This is a genomic window from Dolomitihabitans soli, assembly GCF_022213955.1.
GTDB classification, from domain to species: domain Bacteria; phylum Actinomycetota; class Actinomycetes; order Streptosporangiales; family Streptosporangiaceae; genus Streptosporangium_A; species Streptosporangium_A soli.
This window is the reverse complement of record NZ_JAKNTW010000032.1, coordinates 79,614-98,345: the sequence shown is the minus strand read 5'-3', so window position 1 is coordinate 98,345 and position 18,732 is coordinate 79,614. Positions and strand designations below refer to the sequence as shown.

Genomic DNA, 18,732 nt, shown 5'->3' with positions numbered 1-18,732 from the left:
CCCGGTCATGAGATGTCGACCCAGATCGACTTGACCTGCGTGTAGCTCTCCATCGACTCGGGCCCGCACTCACGCCCGAACCCCGAGGACTTGAAGCCGCCGTACGGGGTCGTGCTGTCGTACTTGTTGTAGGTGTTGATCCAGGTGGTGCCGGAGTGGATCGCGTGCGCGACCGTGAGGGCCTTCTTCAGGTCGCGCGTGTGCACGCCCGACGCGAGGCCGTACTCGGTGTCGTTGGCGATCTGGACCGCCTCCTCCACCGTCGTGAACGGGATGATGCTGAGCACCGGCCCGAAGATCTCCTCCTGCGCGATCCGCATCCGGTTGTCCACGTCGGCGAAGATGGTCGGCAGGAAGTAGAGCCCGGAGGCGGACCCGTTCCGCTGGTACGGCCGGCCGCCCACGGTCAGCCGGGCGCCCTCGTTCACGCCGACTTCGACGTAGGACGAGACCTTGTCGAACTGGCCCTGGTGGGCGAGCGGGCCGAACATGGTGGCGGGGTCGAGCGGGTCGCCGGGGAGCAGCGACCCGGCACGATCGGTGAGCCGTTGCACCACCTCGTCGTAGATGGGCCGTTCGACCAGCAGCCGGGACCCGGCCGTGCAGATCTCGCCCTTGTTGTAGAAGATCCCGAAGAAGGCGTACTCCAGCGCGGCGTCGAGGTCGGCGTCGGCGAAGATGATGTGCGGCGACTTGCCGCCCAGCTCCATCGTCACCTTCTTCAGGGTGTCCGCCGAGTTCCTGATGATCGCCTTGCCGACCTCGGTCGATCCGGTGAAGGCGATCTTGTTGATCCTCGGGTGCTTGGACAGCGTCTCGCCGAGTTCGACGCCGGGACCGGTGATGACGTTCATGACGCCGTCGGGGAAGCCGGCCTCCGCGAACAGCTCCGCCATCTTCAGCGCCGTGAGCGGCGTCGCCGGCGACGGTTTGTGGATGACCGTGTTGCCCGCCGCCAGCGCCGGAGCGATCTTGGTGAGGGCGAGGAGCAGCGGGAAGTTGAACGGGGTGATCGCCGCGACCACGCCGAGCGGCTGCCGCAGGGTGTAGTTGAGGGTCGGGGTGTCGGCGCCGCGGGTGGAGCCGTCGAGCTGGGTCGCCATGCCGGCGTAGTAGCGCAGGAGCTGGATCGCGATGGGCACGTCCACCGAACTGGAGAACATGATCGGCTTGCCCATGTCCACCGTCTCGCGGTAGGCCATCTCGTCGGCGTCCCGTTCGACCAGGTCCGCGACCCGGTACAGCAGCCTGGCCCGTTCGTGCACCGACATCCGGGGCCACGGCCCCTCGTCGAACGCCCGCCGCGCCGCGTCGACCGCGGCGTCCGCGTCCGCCTCGCTCGCCTGCGCGATCTGGGCGATCTCGGAGCCGTCGGCGGGGTTGATCGTGGGGGCCGTCTGCTTGTCGAGAGCGGCCCGCCACTTGCCGTCGATGAAGAGCCGTCCTTCAGTGATCACGTAAGAGGTCACGGTCTGTCCCATCTCCTTGGGCAGGTCCGAGACAGGGCCATTTCAGATCGCCCGGTCGCGAGCACGGGCGACCGCCCGTTTCGCGAGCACGAGGGCGAGGTGGGCGCGGTACTCACCCGAGGCGACGTCGTCGGACTCGAAGACGTCATCGAGCGGCAGCCCGGTGGCCCTTTCCGGAATAGCGGTCATGGCACGTTCAAGTGCTGGCAGTCGGCGGGCGGGCGTGCGCCCGCCGCAGACGGCCACCTTGCAGGTGTCGATCGCTCCATCGGCACGGAAGGTCACGCTCACCGCCACCCCGCAGAGCGAGGTGAGGGTCGCGGGTTCCGGCTGCCTCTCGTGCGCGCCGGAGGCGGTCGCCGCCGAGACACCCACGGCGGTGATCACCTCGTCGGGCGCCAGTCCCGGGGTCGCCGGGTCGAGAAGGTCCTCGACGGAGATCCGCCGATGCCTCCCGTCCCTGCTCCGGATGTGTGTCTCCGCGTCCAGGACGATGAGCGCCGCCGCCACATCGGTCCCGGCGAGCACTGCGCCGCCGATCGTCCCTCTGTTCCGCACCTGGGCGTCCGGCAGGGTCGCGGCGGCGTCCGACAGCAGTCCGTGGACGTGCGACTGCCGCACGAGGGGATCGGCGACCAACTCGGTGATGGTCGTCATGGAGCCGATCTCCAGCTCGCCCCGGGGGCGGCGGCGCACCCCGCGCAGTTCCGCCAGTCTGCCGAGATCGACGAGCAGCGGCACCCGTCTCACCCGGCTCTTCAGATCGAGGATCAGGCTGTGCCCGCCGGCCAGCGGGCGAGCACCGGGATTGGCGTGCAGGGCTTCCAGCGCGTCGTCGAGACTGGACGGCGCCGTGTATTCCAACCGCTCCATGGTCACCCCTTGGCCTCGTTGATGGCACGCCAGATCTTCTCCGGGGTGAACGGCATGTCGATGTGCCGGACTCCCAGCTCGCGCAGCGCGTCGCAGACCGCGTTGGCGACGGCGGCGGTCACCGGCACGGTCGCGATCTCGCCCGCGCCCTTGACGCCGAGCGGGTTGTGCGGCGAGGGCGTGACCGTCCGGTCCAGTTCGAGCGGGGGCAGGTCGTGCGCGCGCGGCATGGCGTAGGTGGTCAGGTCCGCGCTGAGCAGGGCGCCCGTCGCGTCGTATCTGGCCTGCTCCATCAGCGCCTGGCCGAGGCCGTGCACGATGCTGCCCTCGAACTGGCCGGTCACCACCATCGGGTTCCCGACGGGGCCGACGTCGTGGACGGCGGCGTAGTCGACGACCTCCACCTGGCCGGTGTTCTCGTCGATCTCGACGACGGCCACGTGCGAGCCGAACGGGTAGTTGAAGTCCGGCGGGTCGAAGAAGGTCGTCACGTCGACCGTCGGTTCCATGCCGGGGGGCAGGCTCCAGCCGTACCACAGGGCCATCGCCATGTCCTGGAACGACTTGGCGGCGTCCTCCTTGCCCTGCACGGTGAAGGTGCCGTCGGCGTACTCGATCAGGTCCTCCGACACGCCCATGAAGTGCGCGGCGGCGGTCCGCATCTTGGCGATCACCTGTCTGGCGGCGATCGCCACGGCGGGGCCGCCGACGCTGTAGGAGCGGCTGCCGTAGGTGCCCTGGCCGTACGGGGCCTTCCGGGTGTCGGCCTGGGTCACCACGATGGCGGCCGGATCGATGCCGAGTTCGTCGGCGGCGATCTGGGCGAAGGTGGTGGTGTGGCTCTGGCCGGTGGAGGTCGATCCGATGGTGACGGCCACCTCGCCGTTGGGGTGGACCCGGATGTTGGCGCTCTCCCAGGTGCCGCCGAGCATGCCCTCGGCCTGCATCCGCGTCGAGGGGCCGACGCCGCAGATCGCCACGAACGAGCCGACGCCGATGCCGAGCAGTTTGCCCCGCTCCCGCGCCTCGCGCCGCAGCACCTCGGCCTTGTGATAGCCGGCGAGTTCGAGGGCGCGGCGGAGCGCGGCCGGGTAGTCGCCGGAGTCGTAGGTCCAGCCGAGGCCGTTGTCGTAGGGGAACCGGTCCGGCGGGACCATGTTCCGGAGCCGGACGTCGGCCGGGTCGGCGCCGATCTCCCTGGCGTACAGGTCGATCACCCGTTCGGTGATCATGGTCGCCTCGGCGCGGCCGGAGCCGCGCTGGGCGCCCAGCGGCACCGTGTTGGTGAACACCGCGTGGACCTCGCAGAAGGCGCTCGCGATCTCGTAGGGCCCGGTGATGCTCCGGCCCATCAGCGCGGTGGCGACGCCGGGACCGATGGTGGAGGGATAGGCCCCGAGGTTGGCGTAGCTGGTGCAGCGCAGTCCGGTGATCCGCCCGTCGCGGGTGCCGGCCAGGGTGATGTGCTGCCGGTGGTCACGGCCCTGGACGGTCGAGCGCATCAGGCCCTCGCGGGTGTCGGCCCACCGCACCGGACGGCCGAGCTTGTGCGCGAGGTGCAGGACCAGCGGCATGTCGGGATAGAGGTAGCCCTTGGTGCCGAAGCTGCCGCCGATGGGCGGCGCGATGACCCGGAGCTTGTTGAACGGGATGCCGAGGACCAGCGCCGACAGCAGGAACCGGTGGTTGTGCGGCGACTGGGTGGTGGCGTAGAGGGTGTACTCCTCGGTGATCGGGTCGTAGTCGCCGATGGCGGCCCTCGGCTCCATCGGGTTGTTGATCGTCCGCTGGTTGTAGAGGTCGAGTTCGACGACGACCTCGGCCGCGGCGATGGCCGCGTCGGCCGCCTCGGCGTTCCCGCAGGTCCACAGGGCGTTGAGGTTGTTCGGCACCGCCTCGTGGAGCTGCGGCGCCCCGTCGGCGAGCGCCGCCTGCGGCTCGGTGACGGCGGGCAGCGGCGTGTAGCCGACGACCACCGCCCGAGCCGCTTCGTCCGCCTGCTCGACGGTCTCGGCGACCACGGCGGCGACCGGTTCCCCGATGAACCGCACGACGCCGTCGGCCAGGACCGTTCCCGCCCCCGGCACGCCGTACGGGTGCGGGGGGAAGTGGCTCTCCACGCCGCCGGGGATCCAGATGCACGGCATCGGCATGAGCGCGCCGGCCAGGTCCTCCTGGGTGACGACGGTGACCACGCCGGGCATCGCCGCCGCCTGCGCGGTGTCGATCGAGTCGATCCGCGCGTGGCCGTGCTCGCTGCGCACGAACGCCAGGTGCAGCATGCGCGGCAGGCTGATGTCCGCGGTGAACGCCGTCGCGCCCCGCAGCATCCCGGGAACCTCGCGGTCCTTCAGGTCCGCACCGAAAGCGGTCATGGCTTGCCCCCCACGACTTTCCGTACGGCGCGCAGCACGCCGCCGTATCCGGTACACCTGCACATGTTTCCGGCGATCCCCGCACGGATCGCCTGCTCGTCGGGCGCGGGCTCGTGTTCCAGGAGGTCGGTCAGCGCCATGACCATGCCGGGGGTGCAGAACCCGCACTGCACCCCGTGCTCCTCCCACAGCGCCTGCTGCAGCGGGGTCAGTTCGCCGTTCGCCACGCCCTCGACCGTGGTCACCTCGGCCCCGTCGGCCTGTACGGCCAGCACCTGGCACCCCTTCACCGACCGGTCGCCCAGCTGTACGACGCAGGTGCCGCACTGGCCGGTGCCGCAGCCGACCTTCGCGCCGGTCAGGCCGCAGGTGTCGCGGAGCATGTCCACGAGCAGCACATGCGGGAGCACGGTCGTCTCGACCGACACCCCGTTGACCATCAGGGAGATCTGCATGTGACTCACTTCGCGGCCAGGCGCTTCACGAAGGTCTCGGCCAGCGCGGTGGACGAGTACGGGTTCTGGCCGGTGATCAGGTTGCGGTCCTCGACCACGTGGGAGTCCCAGATCACCTCCGCCTTCTCGTAGCGGGCGCCGAGCCGTTCCAGCTCGACCTGCAGGACGAAGGGGAGCAGTCCCGACATATCAGTGACCAGTTCCTCATCGTGTGAGAAGGCGGTCATTCGATACCCCTCGAAGGGCCAGTGGCCCTCGGAGTCGCGCAGCGGGAGGAGCGCCGACTGGCCGTGGCACACGACGGCCAGCGGCTTGCCGAGTTCGACGATCCAGCGGACCACGCGGGTCATGCCGGCGTCGTGCGGCATGTCCTCCATCGCCCCGTGACCGCCGGAGATGTAAACACCGGCGTATCCGGCGAGCTTCTCCTTGGTCAGGGCGGCGACGTTCATCGGCTCCTTGAGGGGGCTCAGCGACCCGATGACCTGGTTGTAGTGCTCGACGTTGGCCTCGTCGTGGTCGGGCGAGCCCTTCGGCCTGGTCAGGCCGACCACGAAGGGGGTCAGGCTGCCCTGGTCGGGCGTCGGCTGCTCGCCGCCGATGGTGGCGATGTCGACGTCGTGGCCCTCGGCGACGAGGCGCTCGTACGGGACGACGAACTCTTCGGCCCAGAACCCGGAAGCGTGCTGTCTGCCGTCGAGCAAGCCGAGAGTCTTTGCTTTGGTCATCAGAATCAGTACGTTCGCCATGATGCGTCACCCTTCTCTTTCCGGGCATTTCGCCATCACGATGGCCGCCGTCCCCGAGGGCGGCAATGGCGAAACGATGAGGCAGGCTCACTTGATTATCTAGACGGCGCGACTTTGTGACATCAGCGGAATACTGCTAAGAATTACGCCCTACGCCATTGGCCGGACTTGAAGACCGGTACCAGAATCAACCCATGAACCTCCCATTCCCCCGATGGTTCGCCGAACAGGTCGAACCCGTTCCCGACCACGAGGAACTCCGGGTATCCACGCTGGAACTCTTCTTCGACTTGGTGTTCGTTTTCACGGCCACCCAGCTCACGGTCCGGCTCGCGGGAGACTTCGGCAGCCTCCCTCAAGTGCTTCTGATGTTCGGCGTGATCTGGTGGATGTTCGCCAGCTACGCCTGGGTGACCAACGCCGTCCCCCCGCGCCGGATCACCCGGCGGTTCTTCATGATGCTCGCGATGGCGGGCTGGCTGATCATCGCTCTGGCCGTGCCCACGGCCTTCGCCGAGAACGGCACGGTGTTCGCGCTCGGACTGCTCGGCGTCGTGATCGTCCACGGACTGCTCTACCTGCAGTCGACCCGGCGCTTCCTGCGGATGTTCAGCACGAACCTCACCGGCGCGGTGCTGATCCTGATCGCCGCCGGGGTTACGGACGGCCTCAAGTACGCCTTGTGGATCGCCGCCCTCGTCGTCATGTGGGCTTCGCCGTACCTCACGGGGCAGAAGGGATTCCCGTTACATCCGGGACATGTGGCGGAGCGGCACGGGCTGGTGGTCATCATCGCCCTCGGCGAGTCGGTCGTCGCCATCGCCGTCGGCATCGAGAGCGCGGGCGGGCCGCTCAGCGCGCCGACCATCGGCACCGCGCTCATCGGGCTGACGCTCAGCGCCAGCCTGTGGTGGGCCTACTTCCACGCCGACCTCGAACGGGCCGAGATCGCCCTGATCCAGGCCACCGACCAGGTACGACGCACGCGCATGGTGCTCTTCGGCTTCTTCTACGCACATGTCCCGATCCTGCTCGGGATCATCATCCTGTCGGCCGGCGTGAAGAAGGCCGTCGCGCACCCCGGCGACCCGATGTCCCTCGGCGCGCAGCTCGCGCTGGCCGGCGGGGTGGCGCTGTTCCTCCTCGGATCGGTGGCGTTCCGGACGCTCCTGGGCCTGCCGGGCAAGGCGCTGCGCACGATCACCGCAGCACTCATCCTGGCCACGATCCCGGTGGGCGGGTTCTCCGCGGCCCTGCAACTCGGCCTCATCGTGGTGATTCTCGTGCTCGCGCTCGGCACGGAGGCGCGGTCCCCCGTCCACCAACCCGCATGAGTGTTGTCATGAACCTCGGCAAGTATTACCCCATTTCTGGACAGCCCACCCCCTATCGGTTTCCGTGAGGAAGCGCGATCCGGCGCGAAGCGGGGTCATCGACGACACGCATGGGGAGAGAAATGTCCGCTATTCAACTTCCGGCACTGCTCGACAAGCAGATCGGCCAACTCAAGGCCCACGACCTCGACGCGATGATTAGGAACTACCAGGAAGACGCGGTCGTCATGCGCCCCGGCGCGACCGCCCGCGGCAAGATCGAGATCAGGGAATTCTTCGCCGAGTACCTCAAGATGGAACCGAAGATCGAAGAGATCATGGTCGCGGAGAGCACCGAGGACATCATCCTCTACTACGCGACGATCCGGATCGGCGACGAGGTCCACAACGACGTGGGCACCTGGATCCTGCGGAACGGCCTGATCTGGCGGCAGACCGCGGTCCTGGTCTCGCAGGCGTAACTCACCCCCCGCACCACACTTCTGGCGGCACCGGCACGTCCGGTCACCGCCGGAAGTGTCCTGCCCAAAGGCCGTTCTCCGACCGGCCATCGATACGCAGGGAGTCCAACGTGACCAAGAAAATCCTCATCATCCTCTCCGAGTACGGCTACTGGGGCGAGGAACTCGTCGGGCCGCTCGGCGTTTTCGACGACCGAGGCTACGAGTCGGTGATCGCGACCCCCACCGGCCGCCGGCCGCAGGCACTGCCGCCGAGCATGGACGCCGGCTTCTTCGACCCGCCGCTCGGCCGCTCGGTCACCAGCGAGGCCATGGCCAAGCTGGTACGCGAGGTGGACCAGTCGGACCGGCTGGCCAAACCGCTCGACCTGTCCACCTGGCTCCCCGAGCGGCCCTACATGAGCGCCCCGAACTACCTGCGGGAGCTGGAGGCGCACCACCGCGCGCTCGACGAGCTCCAGCACACCATCGCCGACTACGACGCGATGCTCATCGTCGGCGGCAGCGGCCCCATCGTGGACCTCGCCAACAACGAGCGGATCCACGCCCTGATCCTCGCCTTCCGGGCGGCGGACAAGCTCGTCGGAGCCGAGTGCTACGGCGTCGCCTGCCTCGCGTTCGCCCGCGACTGGGACGACCGCAAGAGCATCATCTGGGGCAAACACGTGACCGGCCACTGCAAGGAGTACGACTACAAGGACGGCACCGGCTTCGTCGGGGTGGACTTCAACATGGGGCCGCCGCCGTACCCGCTGGAGTACATCCTGCGTGACGCCACGGGACCCGAGGGCCGGTACCACGGCAACGTCGGCCACCCCATCTCGGTGATCGTCGACTACCCGTTCGTCACCGGGCGGTCCACGCCGGACTCCGTCACCACCGGCGAGAAGATGGTGGCGGCCCTGGAACACGGCCTGCGCCGCTACGGCTGGTAGCCATGGCCGCCACACGCACCGGCACGTCGGCGCTGCTCGAACAGCTGCGTGCCGACGGGATGACGACGATCTTCGGGAACCCGGGCACGGTGGAACAGGGACTCCTCGACGCGATCAGCTCCGCCGAGGGGTTCCGCTACGTGCTCGGCCTCGCCGAGGCCCCCGTCGTCGGGATGGCGGACGGCTACGCCCGCGCCACCCGGCGGCCCACCCTGGTGCAACTCCACTCCGGCGTCGGGCTCGGCAACGGCATCGGCATGATGTACCAGGCGATGCGCGGCCACGCGCCGCTCGTCGTGATCGCCGGTGAGGCGGGGGTACGCTACGACGCCTTCGACGCCCAGATGGCCTCCGACCTGGTGGGCATGGCCCGCCCAGTGACCAAGTTCGCCACCCGCGTCATCGACCCCGGATCGGTGCTGCGGGTGCTCCGCCGGGCCGTGAAGATCGCCTCGACGCCGCCCATGGGACCGGTCTTCGTGTCCCTGCCGCTGGACGTGCTCGACGCGATCAACACCGAGCCGGTGCTGCCCACCGTGATCCCGCAGACCCGCACGGTGCCGGTGCCCGAGCTGATCGTCCGGGCCGCCGACCTGCTGGCCGGCGCGCAGCACCCGATCATCGTGGCGGGCGACGGCGTGGCGGAGGCGGACGCCCAGCCCGAACTCGCCAAGGTGGCGGAACTGCTGGGCGCGGGAGTGTGGCTGGCCGACACCTCGGTGGTCAACATCGACGCCGGGCACCCGTTGCACCGGGGGCCGCTCGGCCACATGTTCGGCGAGGTCAGCGCGGCGGCCGTGGGCAACGCGGACGCCGTCCTCGTGGTGGGCACCTACCTCTTCCCCGAGGTGTTCCCGCTGCTGGACTCGCCGTTCGCGACCGGCGCGCGGGTGGTGCACATCGACCTGAACGCCTACGAGATCGCCAAGAACCACCCGGTCGATCTCGGCCTGGTCGCGGACCCGCAGGCCACGCTCGCCGCCCTGGCCGCCGAACTGGAACGACGGAACGGGCCCGCGAAGCGCCTCGTGACGGCGGCTCCGGCCGCGCGGCCCCAGGGCACCAGCGTCTACGAGCAGTTCCTCGCCGAACTCGCCGAGCAGGTCCCCGACCCGATCATCTTCGACGAGGCGCTGACCTCCAGCCCGGCGCTGGTACGCCAGTTCCCCCCGCGCGGGATCGGACGTTACTTCCTCACCCGGGGCGGTTCGCTCGGGGTCGGCATCCCCGGCGCGGTCGGCATCAAGCTCGCGATGCCGGACGACGTGGTGATCGCCTTCACCGGCGACGGCGGCAGCATGTACACCTTCCAGGCGCTCTGGACCGCCGCCCACCAGCGGATCGGCGCGAAGTTCGTGATCTGCAACAACGGCCGGTACCAGCTGCTCAACGAGAACATCGCCGTCTACTGGAGAGAGCGCGGCATCGCGCCGCACCCCCTCCCCTCCTCCTTCGACCTGAGCGGGCAGGCCATCGGGTTCACCGAACTGGCCCGCGGCATGGGTGTCCAGGCCGTACGGGTGGCCACACCCGAGGACGTGGGCCCGGCCGTCAAGCGCATGCTCGCCGACGACGAGCCGTTCCTGGTGGACGTCGCGGTGGACGTCAGAAAGGACTGATCGACGTGAATCAACCGACCCCCTCCGACGGGGCCGTCGCGGAATGGGTGGCCAACTGGTACCGGGCGCTCGACCGGCACGAGGACATCGAGCAGCTCTGGAACTACCTCGCCGGTGACGACCTGGTCATGGTCTTCCCCGAGGGCACCTCCCGCGGGCACGACGACTTCCGCAAGTGGTACGAGACCGTGACGAACCGCTTCTTCGACGAGCAGCACCAGGTGACGTCGGTGGAGGTCGGGGCGTGGCGGGACGGCGTCGCCGAGATCAAGGTCGTCGTCAACTGGCAGGCCCGCGTCTGGAACCCGCCGGCGGCCAGGAGCCTCTGGCTCGGCTTCGACGCCTACCAGACCTGGGAGATCGACGGCCTCCGGATCAGGAAGTACGTCGTCGACCGCCTCCAACCGATGCCGGGGAGCGCTGAACTGTGAAGACGAGAGAGACGATCGACCTTTACTACGAGTACGCCAACGCCGGTGACTGGTCGCGCTGGTGCGACCTGTTCACCGAGAAGGCCGTGGTGGACGAGCAGCTCGCCGGGCGCCTGGAGGGCCGGCAGACGCTGCGCGACGCCGTCGCCGGATTCCCCGCGATGTACAGCGCGTTCAAGAACGAGCCCCGCCACGTGGTGGTCAGCGGCGACCAGGCCGGCGTGGTGTCGCACCTGAGCGCGGTCACCGCGACCGGCGGGGAGTCCATCGAGGCCGAGGTGATGAACTACTTCAGGCTGGAGAACGGCCTGATCGCCTACATGGCCAACTTCCACGACACCCTGCCCTTCCGCGGCCCGCTCGGGTTGGACGGATGATGGCCGCGGCCGAGGAGTACGACTACATCGTCGTCGGCTCGGGCGCGGCAGGCTCGGTGCTGGCCCGCCGGCTGGTCGAGTCGAGCGACAGCTCCGTGCTGCTGCTCGAAGCGGGCGGCAGCTGGATCCCGGCCGGGGTCGACACGGCGCCCCTCTGGTTCACCCTGCTGGGCTCCGAGATCGACTGGAACTACGAGAGCGTGCCCCAGCCGGGGCTGGGCGGGCGCCACACCCACGAGCCGCGCGGCAAGATCGCCGGTGGCAGCAGCAACCTCTACATCATGATGCACATCCGGGGGCACCAGTCCGACTTCGACAACTGGGCCTACCAGGGTGCCGCCGGCTGGTCGTACGCCGACGTCCTGCCGTACTTCCAGCGGCTGGAGAACCAGGAGGACAAGACCTGGGAGGGGACCGGCAGCGGCGGTCCGCAGACCGTCACCAACGCCGGCCTGCACGACCCCAACCCCTACTCCCAGAGCTTCCTCGACGCCTGCGCCGAGCTGGGACATCCCAGCGTGTCCGACTTCAACGGGCCGTCCATGCTGGGAGCGGGCTGGCACCACGTCAACGTCGAGGCGGGACGGCGCAAGGGCGCGCTGCACTGCTTCCTGGAGCCGATGCTGGAGCACCCCCGGCTGACCCTGCGCACCGACGCGCCCGCGACCCGGCTCATCATCGAGAACGGGCGGTGCGTCGGCGTCGAGTACCGGCAGCAGGCTCCCGCCGCCGAGCAGGGCGAGGGCCGCAGGCTCACCGGCCGTGCGCTGGGCCCCGCCGAACCCGGCCTCCGTCAGGTCCGGGCCAGGCACGAGGTGATCGTGTGCGCCGGCGCGATCGAGTCGCCCAAACTGCTGATGCTCTCCGGCATCGGCGACCCCGCCCAGCTCCGCGAGTTCGGCATCGAGGTACGGCAGGCGCTGCCCGGCGTGGGCGCCAACTTCCACAACCACGTCCTCACCGGCGTCATCCAGGAGACCAGGGAGACGGTCCCGGTCGGGGCCAACAACCTGTCGGAGGTGGCGCTGTTCACCGTCTCGCAGAGCGGCATGGTCGCCCCCGACCTGCAGATCGCGTTCGTGCACGTGCCGTTCGACATCATCGTCGGGCAGCAGCACCCCAACGCGGTCAGCATCCTGCCCGGCGTCGTACGGCCCGCCTCACGCGGCTGGGTCAGGCTCGCCTCCGCCGACCCGCTCGCGCCGCCGCTGGTCAACCCCAACTACCTGGGCGACAGCGCCGACGTGGACCGGATGGTCCAGGGCGTCGAGCTGGCCAGGGAGATCTTCGCGACCAGGGCCTTCAGCAAGGTGCTCACCGGTGAACTGCTGCCGGGTCCCGCGACGAGCGGGCGGGAGGCGCTCACCGCCTTCGTCCGCGAACGGGCCGACACCTATCACCACCAGGCGGGCTCGTGCCGGATGGGGATCGACGACCGTTCCGTGGTGGATCCGAAGCTGCGGGTCCACGGCATCGAAGGGCTGCGCGTCGCCGACGCGAGCGTGATGCCCGCGGTGACCTCCGGCAACACGCACGCCGCCATCCAGATGATCGCGGAGCGGTGCGCCGACTTCATCCTGGGAGGTTCCCATGGCTGACCTGCGAGGTGCCCGCATCGCGCTGCTGCTGGAGAGCGACTACTACGAGCCCGAGATCTTCTACTACCAGCGCCGCTTCGCCGAGGAGGGGATCAAGCTCGACATGCTCACCCGGTTGTGGGGGCAGTCGGAGATCACCTTCACCGGGCACGAGTACCGGGCGCCGCTGGTCGTGAACCAAGGGCTGGAAGGACTCGGCGACGGCGAGCTGCGCTCCTACGACGCGATCATCGTCCCCTCGGGCATGGTCTCCGACCGGCTGCGGTACAGCGAGAAGCCGCTCGACCTCGCACCCGCGACCGAGCTGATGAAGCGGGCGTTCACCATGCCCGAGGTGATCAAGGGCGTCATCTGCCACGGCATGTGGCTGCTGGCCAAGGTTCCGGAGACGGTCCGCGGCCGGCCGGTCACCTGCCACAACAACCTCGTCGGCGACGCGCTCAACATGGGTGCCGAGTACCGCGACGAGGACGTCGTGATCGACCGTGACCTCGTCACCGGGCGCAGCGGCGCGCACTGCCACCTGTTCGCCCGTGCCCTGCTCGGCGAGATCGCCGCACGGAGGGCCGCATGAGGTGGTCGCACGCCGCTCTCAACTGCCGTGACATCGACACGACCGCCGAGTTCTACTGCCGCTGGCTCGGGTTCGCCCGCGCGGCCAGCTTCCCCGTCGGCGACTCCAAGATCCTCTTTCTGCGCAAGGGCGACGCCTACCTGGAGCTCTTCCAGGCCGGCGACGGTACGGCGGGCGGCGACGGCCCGACCGCGCCGGGAACGCTCCGGCACATCGCCATGCAGACCGACGACATCGACCGGGTCCTGGCCGAGATGGGCCCGCAGGCACAGGTCTCACTGGGACCACTGTGCTTCGACGAGTTCATCCCCGGCTGGCGAACCGTGTGGATGAGGGATCCCGACGGCGCCGTCGTCGAGATCAGCCAGGGCTACAAGGACCAGCTACCCGGAGGAGGAGCAGATGCCGAACAGCATTGACTTCCGCTTCAGCGACCTGCTGGCGGGCAAGGTCGTCTCGCCCGTCGACAACCAGGGAACGTTCCGGTTGACCACGGCGGACGGCCGCGAATTCAGCGTCACCGTGGACGAGAACACCTCCGCCGAGGTGCTCCGCAACCTCGAACACCCCTACCTCGACGCCGGCGCGCACCGCGACGACATGCTGACGCCGGGCCGCCCGATCTTCGCCTACGGCATCCACTACCCGGAGGCCGACGGGCAGAAGTTCACCGCCAAGCGGCTGGTCTTCCTCGGCCCGCAGGCGGACACCTACCGGTTCGAGGAGCCGGACTGGTGGATCCACCAGCTCGACCGCATCGCCGCCTTCTACCGCAGAGCCCAGTTCGGCACCGGCCCGATCGACTACCGCCAGTACCGCACGGAGATCCGGCTCGACGGCCAGAAGACCGCCAGCCACATCCAGGAGACCGACACCGTCTCCCGCCTGGTGTACGGCATGGCCTCGGCCTACATGCTCACCGGCAAGGACGAGTATCTGGAAGCGGCCGAGCGCGGCGTCGACTATCTGCGCGAGCACATGAGGTTCGTGGACACCACCCACAACGTGACCTACTGGTACCACGGCGTGGAGGTCCTGGAGAGCCGGCCGGAGAAGAAGCTGTTCACCTCCGAGTTCTCCGACGACTACGACGCGATCCCGATGTACGAGCAGATCTACGCCCTCGCCGGCCCGATGCAGACCTTCCGCATCAACGGCGACCCCCGGGTCCTGCGGGACGCCGAGGGCACCATCAAGCTGTTCGACAACCACTACCGCGACTACAAGGGCGGCGGCTACTTCAGCCACATCGACCCGATCTTCATGGACCCGCGGCACCCGTCGGTGGCGCCCAACGACGGCAGGAAGAACTGGAACTCGGTCGGCGACCACGCCCCCGCGTACCTGATCAACCTCTACCTCGCGACCGGTCGCGAGGAGTACGCCGACATGCTGGAGCGCACCTTCGACACCATCATGGAGCACTTCCCCGAGGACGACCGCAGCCCGTTCGTCCAGGAACGTTTCAACGAGGACTGGAGCCCCGACCGGCAGCACACCTGGCAGCAGGACCGCGCGGTCGTCGGCCACAACCTCAAGATCGCCTGGAACCTCATGCGGATGAACTCGCTGCGGGAGAAGAAGACGTACCAGGAGCTGGCCGAGAAGATCGCGCAGGTGATGCCCGAGGTCGGCAGCGACCAGCAGCGCGGCGGCTGGTTCGACGTCGTCGAGCGGACCAGGCCCGCCGGGGAGCGCTGGCACGCGTTCACCTGGCACGACCGCAAGGCGTGGTGGCAGCAGGAGCAGGCGATCCTCGCCTACCTGATCCTGGCCGGCACCACCAAGAACCCGGACTACCTGCAGGAGGCCCGGCAGGCGTCGGGCTTCTACAACACGTTCTTCCTCGACCACGACGAGGGAGCCGTCTACTTCAACGTACTGGCCGACGGCATGCCGTACCTGCTCGGCACGGAGCGCCACAAGGGCAGCCACTCGATGAGCATGTACCACTCCTCGGAGCTGTGCTACCTCGCCACCGTCTACACCAACCTGCTCGTCCGGCAGCAACCGCTGACCCTGCACTTCAAGCCGCTGCCGGACGCCGACCGCCGGCTGCGGGTCGCCCCCGACCTGCTGCCGCCCGGGTCGGTCCGGATCGAATCGGTGGAGATCGACGGCCTCCGTCACGACAAGTTCGACAGGGACGCGCTCTACGTCGACCTTCCTGCCTCGCAGGAGCGGCTGCCGGTCCGCGTGACCCTGGCCCCTGTGTCAGCCAGGTAAGGAACGGGAGACGAGATGCCCACGCGAACACTCGACGTCACGGTGTCGAAGGAGGGTGAGCTGGCGGTGGTCGCGCTCACCGGCGATCTGGACAGCAGGACCGCGCCGACCGTGCAGGAGCACGTCGGCGCGGCACTGACCGAGTCACGCCTGCTCGCACTGGATCTTTCCAACCTGCGCTACATGTCCAGCGCCGGGCTCCGGGTCATGCTGCTGTCGTACCGCCAGGCACAGCGGGCCGGCGGCGAGATGGCCGTGGTGGGACTGTCGGACGAGCTGCGCATGCTCATGAGCGCCGTCGGTTTCCTCAGCTTCTTCACCGTCGCCGACAACCTCGCCGACGCCACCAAACTGCTGACGGAGGACCGATGACCCTCGATCGGATCGATGCCTACCCCACCCACCGGATCGCCGGATTCCCGGTACGGCACGGCAACCCGCTGCTGCCCGGGGCCACCTTCATGCACGGCGGAGTGAACTTCACCGTCTGCTCGGAGAACGCCACCTCGATCAGCCTGACGCTCTTCAAACGCGGTGAGAACGCGCCGTACGCGGAGATCCCGATCCCCGAGACGTTCCGCACCGGCCACGTCTGGGCGATCACGGTCTACGACCTGGAGACCCTCGAGGACCTGGAGTACGGCTTCCGCGCCGACGGTCCCGGTGAGAACTGCAACCCGGACCGGATCCTCTCCGACCCGTACGCCAAGCTGGTGGCGGGCCGGGAGGTCTGGGGCGAGGAGCCGGACTGGTCGCAGCCCTACCAGCACCGGTCCCGGCTGATGTTCCACGACTTCGACTGGGGCGACGACGTCTCGCCGCGCACGCCGCGCGAGGAGCTCATCATCTACGAGACCCACGTGCGCGGCTTCACCCAGCATCCCAGTTCGGGGGTGACCGCGCCGGGGACGTACGCGGGACTGCGGGAGAAGATCCCCTACCTGAAGTCGCTGGGGATCAACGCCATCGAGCTCATGCCGATCTTCGAGTTCGACGAGTTCGAGAACTCCAAGATCAACCAGAGCACGGGCGAGCGCCTGTACAACTTCTGGGGCTACTCCACCATCTCCTTCTACGCCCCCAAGGCCGGCTACGCCGCGAGCGGCAAGTACGGCATGGCGGGGGACGAGCTGAAGGCGCTGGTCCGCGAGTGCCACAGCCAGGGCATCGAGGTGATCCTCGACGTCGTCTTCAACCACACCGCCGAGGGCAACCACGACGGCCCGACGATCTCCTTCAAGGGACTGGACAACGACGTCTGGTACATGATGACCCCGGAGGGTTATTACTACAACTTCAGCGGCACCGGCAACACGATGAACTGCAACCACCCGGTGGTCCGCGGCTTCGTCCTCGACTGCCTGCGCTACTGGGTCACCGAATATCACATCGACGGGTTCCGGTTCGACCTCGCCGCCATCCTGTCCCGTGACGTGGACGGCACGCCGCTGCCGAACCCGCCGCTGCTCCAGGAGCTCGCCTACGACCCGCTGCTGCGCGGCTGTGTCCTCATCGCGGAGGCATGGGACGCCGCCGGTCTCTACGAGGTCGGGTCCTTCCCCAACTACCACCGCTGGTCGGAGTGGAACGGCCGGTACCGGGACGGTGTCCGCCAGTTCGTCAAGGGCGACACCGGCAAGGTCGGCGAGATGGCCACCCGCTACGTCGGCTCCCCCGACCTCTACGCCGAACGGGCCACCGCCGCGTCGATCAACTTCATCACGGCGCACGACGGCTTCACCCTGTACGACCTGGTCGCCTACAACGAGAAACACAACGAGGCGAACGGCGAGGACAACAGGGACGGCGGCAACGACAACGCCAGCTGGAACTGCGGCATCGAGGGCGAGACCGACGACCCGGAGATCAACGACCTGCGTCGCCGGCAGATCAAGAACTTCCTCACCCTGCTGCTCACCAGCCAGGGGATCCCGATGATCCTCGCCGGCGACGAGCGGGCCCGCACCCAGTGGGGCAACAACAACGGTTACTGCCACGACAGCGAGCTGAGCTGGGTCGACTGGACGCCCAACAAGCTCACCAACGAGCTGGTACGGCTCACCGGCAACCTCACCCGCTTCCGGGCGGCGCACCCGGCCGTCCGCACGCCCGAGCACCTCACCGGGCGCGAGGTGATCCCCGGGCTGCCGGAGATCAGCTGGCACGGGGTCAACGCCTACGCGCCCGACTGGTCGGAGGGGAGCCGGCTGATGGCGGTGATGCGCTGCGCTCCGCTGGACGACGGCGTCGACTGCGTCTACGTCGTGGCGAACGCGCACTGGGAGCCGCACAACGTGGAGCTGCCGATGCTGCCGGACGGAACGCTGTGGCGGATCGCCGTGGACACCGGGGCGACCGACGACAGCTTCCCGCCTGGAGAGGAGCCGATCCTGGGCGACCAGCACACCCTGAAGGTCGGCGGCCGCTCGACCGTCGTGCTCTGCACGCGAATCGCGCAATAGCCCGAAAGAGAGGGGATTCCAGATGTTCCAGGCAGACCTCACCATCACCGGTGACATCATCACCATCCAGATGAGCGGCGAGCTCGACGCGTCGTCGGCGCCGAACTTCCACAAGATCCTTCAGCAGGCGGCGACCCGCTCCCCCAAACAGCTGATCCTGGCGATGAGCAACCTCGTCTACATCGCCTCCGCCGGCGTCAGGGGCCTCGTCTTCGCCAGGCAGAAGATGGGCGACGACGTGGAAGTGGTCGTCGAAGGCGCCAACGAGAGCGTCGCGGACACCATCCGGATGACCGGGATGGAACACGCCATCACGATACGAGAGACGTTCTCCGCCTGACGGCCAGGTCATGACGACCCTACGGGTGCCCGCGACCGTCGCCTCGCTGGCGACGGTGGCGGAGTTCGTCGGCCGAGCCGTAGCCGCGGCCGGCCTCACCGAGAAGGATGCCTACCGGCTCCGGCTCGCCACCGACGAACTGGTCACCAACGTCATCATGCACGGCTACCCGGTCGGCGGAGCCGAGGAGATCGAGTTGCACGCGACGGTCGGGCACGGCCGGGTACTGCTGCTCATGGAGGACTCGGCCGCCGAGTTCGATCCCACCCGCCAGCAGCACCGGGTCCCCTCCGTCGATCCCGACGACATGCGCGTGGGGGGATTCGGGCTGGTCCTGGCCCGGATGAGCGCGGACCGGCTCAGCTACGAACGCATCGGGGATCGGAACCGGACGATCATCATCGTCCGGCGGTCCGACCGCGCCCTGATCGACCACGAGGACCGCTGACACACC

Annotated in this window: 19 protein-coding genes; 14 read left to right on the top strand and 5 right to left on the bottom strand. The window is 68.6% G+C overall.

Annotated features, from left to right (window positions below; genetic code table 11):
• Window positions 1-5: 5 nt before the first annotated feature.
• Genes MBA17_RS40035 through MBA17_RS40015 form a run of 5 tightly spaced genes read right to left on the bottom strand, consistent with a single transcriptional unit; the run spans window position 6 to window position 5,921 of the window.
• Window positions 6-1,469, bottom strand: a complete 1,464-nt coding sequence (locus MBA17_RS40035) for an aldehyde dehydrogenase family protein (protein WP_238502979.1) — start codon at window positions 1,467-1,469, stop codon at window positions 6-8.
• Window positions 1,470-1,511: 42 nt separating this feature from the next.
• On the bottom strand, window positions 1,512-2,342 hold the full coding sequence (locus tag MBA17_RS40030; protein ID WP_238502978.1) for an FAD binding domain-containing protein: 831 nt from the start codon (window positions 2,340-2,342) through the stop codon (window positions 1,512-1,514).
• A 2-nt stretch (window positions 2,343-2,344) separates the two neighbouring features.
• Complete coding sequence (locus MBA17_RS40025; protein ID WP_238502976.1) at window positions 2,345-4,717, bottom strand: xanthine dehydrogenase family protein molybdopterin-binding subunit; 2,373 nt, start codon at window positions 4,715-4,717, stop codon at window positions 2,345-2,347.
• Entirely contained in the window at window positions 4,714-5,172 is a 459-nt protein-coding gene (locus MBA17_RS40020) for a (2Fe-2S)-binding protein (protein WP_238502975.1), read from the bottom strand. The genes MBA17_RS40025 and MBA17_RS40020 overlap by 4 nt, the downstream gene beginning before the upstream one ends.
• A 5-nt stretch (window positions 5,173-5,177) precedes the next feature.
• On the bottom strand, window positions 5,178-5,921 hold the full coding sequence (locus MBA17_RS40015; protein ID WP_238502973.1) for a type 1 glutamine amidotransferase domain-containing protein: 744 nt from the start codon (window positions 5,919-5,921) through the stop codon (window positions 5,178-5,180).
• A 194-nt stretch (window positions 5,922-6,115) separates the two neighbouring features.
• On the opposite strand from MBA17_RS40015, the gene MBA17_RS40010 reads away from it, so the two are divergent.
• The 14 genes from MBA17_RS40010 to MBA17_RS39945 all read left to right on the top strand — a co-directional run bounded on the left by MBA17_RS40010 (window position 6,116) and on the right by MBA17_RS39945 (window position 18,726).
• On the top strand, window positions 6,116-7,255 hold the full coding sequence (locus tag MBA17_RS40010) for a low temperature requirement protein A (RefSeq protein ID WP_238502972.1): 1,140 nt from the start codon (window positions 6,116-6,118) through the stop codon (window positions 7,253-7,255).
• Between the two features lie 122 nt (window positions 7,256-7,377).
• Complete coding sequence (locus MBA17_RS40005) at window positions 7,378-7,716, top strand: nuclear transport factor 2 family protein (protein ID WP_238502971.1); 339 nt, start codon at window positions 7,378-7,380, stop codon at window positions 7,714-7,716.
• A 110-nt stretch (window positions 7,717-7,826) separates the two neighbouring features.
• A complete protein-coding gene (locus MBA17_RS40000; protein WP_238502970.1) occupies window positions 7,827-8,651 on the top strand; it encodes a type 1 glutamine amidotransferase domain-containing protein in 825 nt (274 codons plus the stop codon).
• A gap of 2 nt (window positions 8,652-8,653) precedes the next feature.
• Window positions 8,654-10,270, top strand: a complete 1,617-nt coding sequence (locus MBA17_RS39995; protein ID WP_238502969.1) for a thiamine pyrophosphate-binding protein — start codon at window positions 8,654-8,656, stop codon at window positions 10,268-10,270.
• 5 nt (window positions 10,271-10,275) lie between these two features.
• Window positions 10,276-10,701: a nuclear transport factor 2 family protein gene (locus tag MBA17_RS39990; RefSeq protein WP_238502968.1), complete on the top strand. Its 426-nt coding sequence runs from the start codon at window positions 10,276-10,278 to the stop codon at window positions 10,699-10,701.
• Window positions 10,698-11,078 (top strand): nuclear transport factor 2 family protein, encoded by a 381-nt coding sequence (locus tag MBA17_RS39985; RefSeq protein WP_238502967.1) that lies wholly within the window; start codon window positions 10,698-10,700, stop codon window positions 11,076-11,078. The genes MBA17_RS39990 and MBA17_RS39985 overlap by 4 nt, the downstream gene beginning before the upstream one ends.
• The gene (locus MBA17_RS39980; RefSeq protein WP_238502966.1) at window positions 11,075-12,676 is read left to right on the top strand and encodes a GMC family oxidoreductase; all 1,602 of its coding nucleotides are present in this window, start codon (window positions 11,075-11,077) and stop codon (window positions 12,674-12,676) included. Before MBA17_RS39985 ends, MBA17_RS39980 begins: the two co-directional genes overlap by 4 nt.
• Window positions 12,669-13,250, top strand: a complete 582-nt coding sequence (locus MBA17_RS39975) for a DJ-1/PfpI family protein (RefSeq protein WP_238502965.1) — start codon at window positions 12,669-12,671, stop codon at window positions 13,248-13,250. The genes MBA17_RS39980 and MBA17_RS39975 overlap by 8 nt, the downstream gene beginning before the upstream one ends.
• The gene (locus tag MBA17_RS39970; RefSeq protein WP_238502964.1) at window positions 13,247-13,669 is read left to right on the top strand and encodes a VOC family protein; all 423 of its coding nucleotides are present in this window, start codon (window positions 13,247-13,249) and stop codon (window positions 13,667-13,669) included. The genes MBA17_RS39975 and MBA17_RS39970 overlap by 4 nt, the downstream gene beginning before the upstream one ends.
• A complete protein-coding gene (locus MBA17_RS39965; RefSeq protein WP_238502963.1) occupies window positions 13,653-15,476 on the top strand; it encodes an AGE family epimerase/isomerase in 1,824 nt (607 codons plus the stop codon). The genes MBA17_RS39970 and MBA17_RS39965 overlap by 17 nt, the downstream gene beginning before the upstream one ends.
• Window positions 15,477-15,491: 15 nt before the next feature.
• Window positions 15,492-15,848 carry an STAS domain-containing protein gene (locus MBA17_RS39960; RefSeq protein WP_238502962.1) on the top strand — a complete coding sequence of 119 codons (357 nt, stop codon included), beginning with the start codon at window positions 15,492-15,494 and terminating at the stop codon, window positions 15,846-15,848.
• Entirely contained in the window at window positions 15,845-17,938 is a 2,094-nt protein-coding gene (glgX, locus tag MBA17_RS39955; protein ID WP_238502961.1) for a glycogen debranching protein GlgX, read from the top strand. Before MBA17_RS39960 ends, glgX begins: the two co-directional genes overlap by 4 nt.
• A 22-nt stretch (window positions 17,939-17,960) precedes the next feature.
• Window positions 17,961-18,278, top strand: coding sequence for an anti-sigma factor antagonist (locus MBA17_RS39950; protein ID WP_238502959.1), 318 nt, complete (start codon window positions 17,961-17,963; stop codon window positions 18,276-18,278).
• 10 nt (window positions 18,279-18,288) lie between these two features.
• Entirely contained in the window at window positions 18,289-18,726 is a 438-nt protein-coding gene (locus MBA17_RS39945; protein ID WP_238502957.1) for an ATP-binding protein, read from the top strand.
• Window positions 18,727-18,732: the final 6 nt, after the last annotated feature.

Coding starts and splice junctions, on each gene's coding strand:
- MBA17_RS40030 (WP_238502978.1), bottom strand. CDS start 2,342: ATGGAGCGGTTGGAATACACGGCGCCGTCCAGTCTCGACGACGCGCTG.
- MBA17_RS40025 (WP_238502976.1), bottom strand. CDS start 4,717: ATGACCGCTTTCGGTGCGGACCTGAAGGACCGCGAGGTTCCCGGGATG.
- MBA17_RS40020 (WP_238502975.1), bottom strand. CDS start 5,172: ATGCAGATCTCCCTGATGGTCAACGGGGTGTCGGTCGAGACGACCGTG.
- MBA17_RS40015 (WP_238502973.1), bottom strand. CDS start 5,921: ATGGCGAACGTACTGATTCTGATGACCAAAGCAAAGACTCTCGGCTTG.
- MBA17_RS40010 (WP_238502972.1), top strand. CDS start 6,116: ATGAACCTCCCATTCCCCCGATGGTTCGCCGAACAGGTCGAACCCGTT.
- MBA17_RS40005 (WP_238502971.1), top strand. CDS start 7,378: ATGTCCGCTATTCAACTTCCGGCACTGCTCGACAAGCAGATCGGCCAA.
- MBA17_RS39995 (WP_238502969.1), top strand. CDS start 8,654: ATGGCCGCCACACGCACCGGCACGTCGGCGCTGCTCGAACAGCTGCGT.
- MBA17_RS39980 (WP_238502966.1), top strand. CDS start 11,075: ATGATGGCCGCGGCCGAGGAGTACGACTACATCGTCGTCGGCTCGGGC.
- MBA17_RS39975 (WP_238502965.1), top strand. CDS start 12,669: ATGGCTGACCTGCGAGGTGCCCGCATCGCGCTGCTGCTGGAGAGCGAC.
- MBA17_RS39970 (WP_238502964.1), top strand. CDS start 13,247: ATGAGGTGGTCGCACGCCGCTCTCAACTGCCGTGACATCGACACGACC.
- MBA17_RS39965 (WP_238502963.1), top strand. CDS start 13,653: ATGCCGAACAGCATTGACTTCCGCTTCAGCGACCTGCTGGCGGGCAAG.
- MBA17_RS39960 (WP_238502962.1), top strand. CDS start 15,492: ATGCCCACGCGAACACTCGACGTCACGGTGTCGAAGGAGGGTGAGCTG.
- glgX (WP_238502961.1), top strand. CDS start 15,845: ATGACCCTCGATCGGATCGATGCCTACCCCACCCACCGGATCGCCGGA.
- MBA17_RS39950 (WP_238502959.1), top strand. CDS start 17,961: ATGTTCCAGGCAGACCTCACCATCACCGGTGACATCATCACCATCCAG.
- MBA17_RS39945 (WP_238502957.1), top strand. CDS start 18,289: ATGACGACCCTACGGGTGCCCGCGACCGTCGCCTCGCTGGCGACGGTG.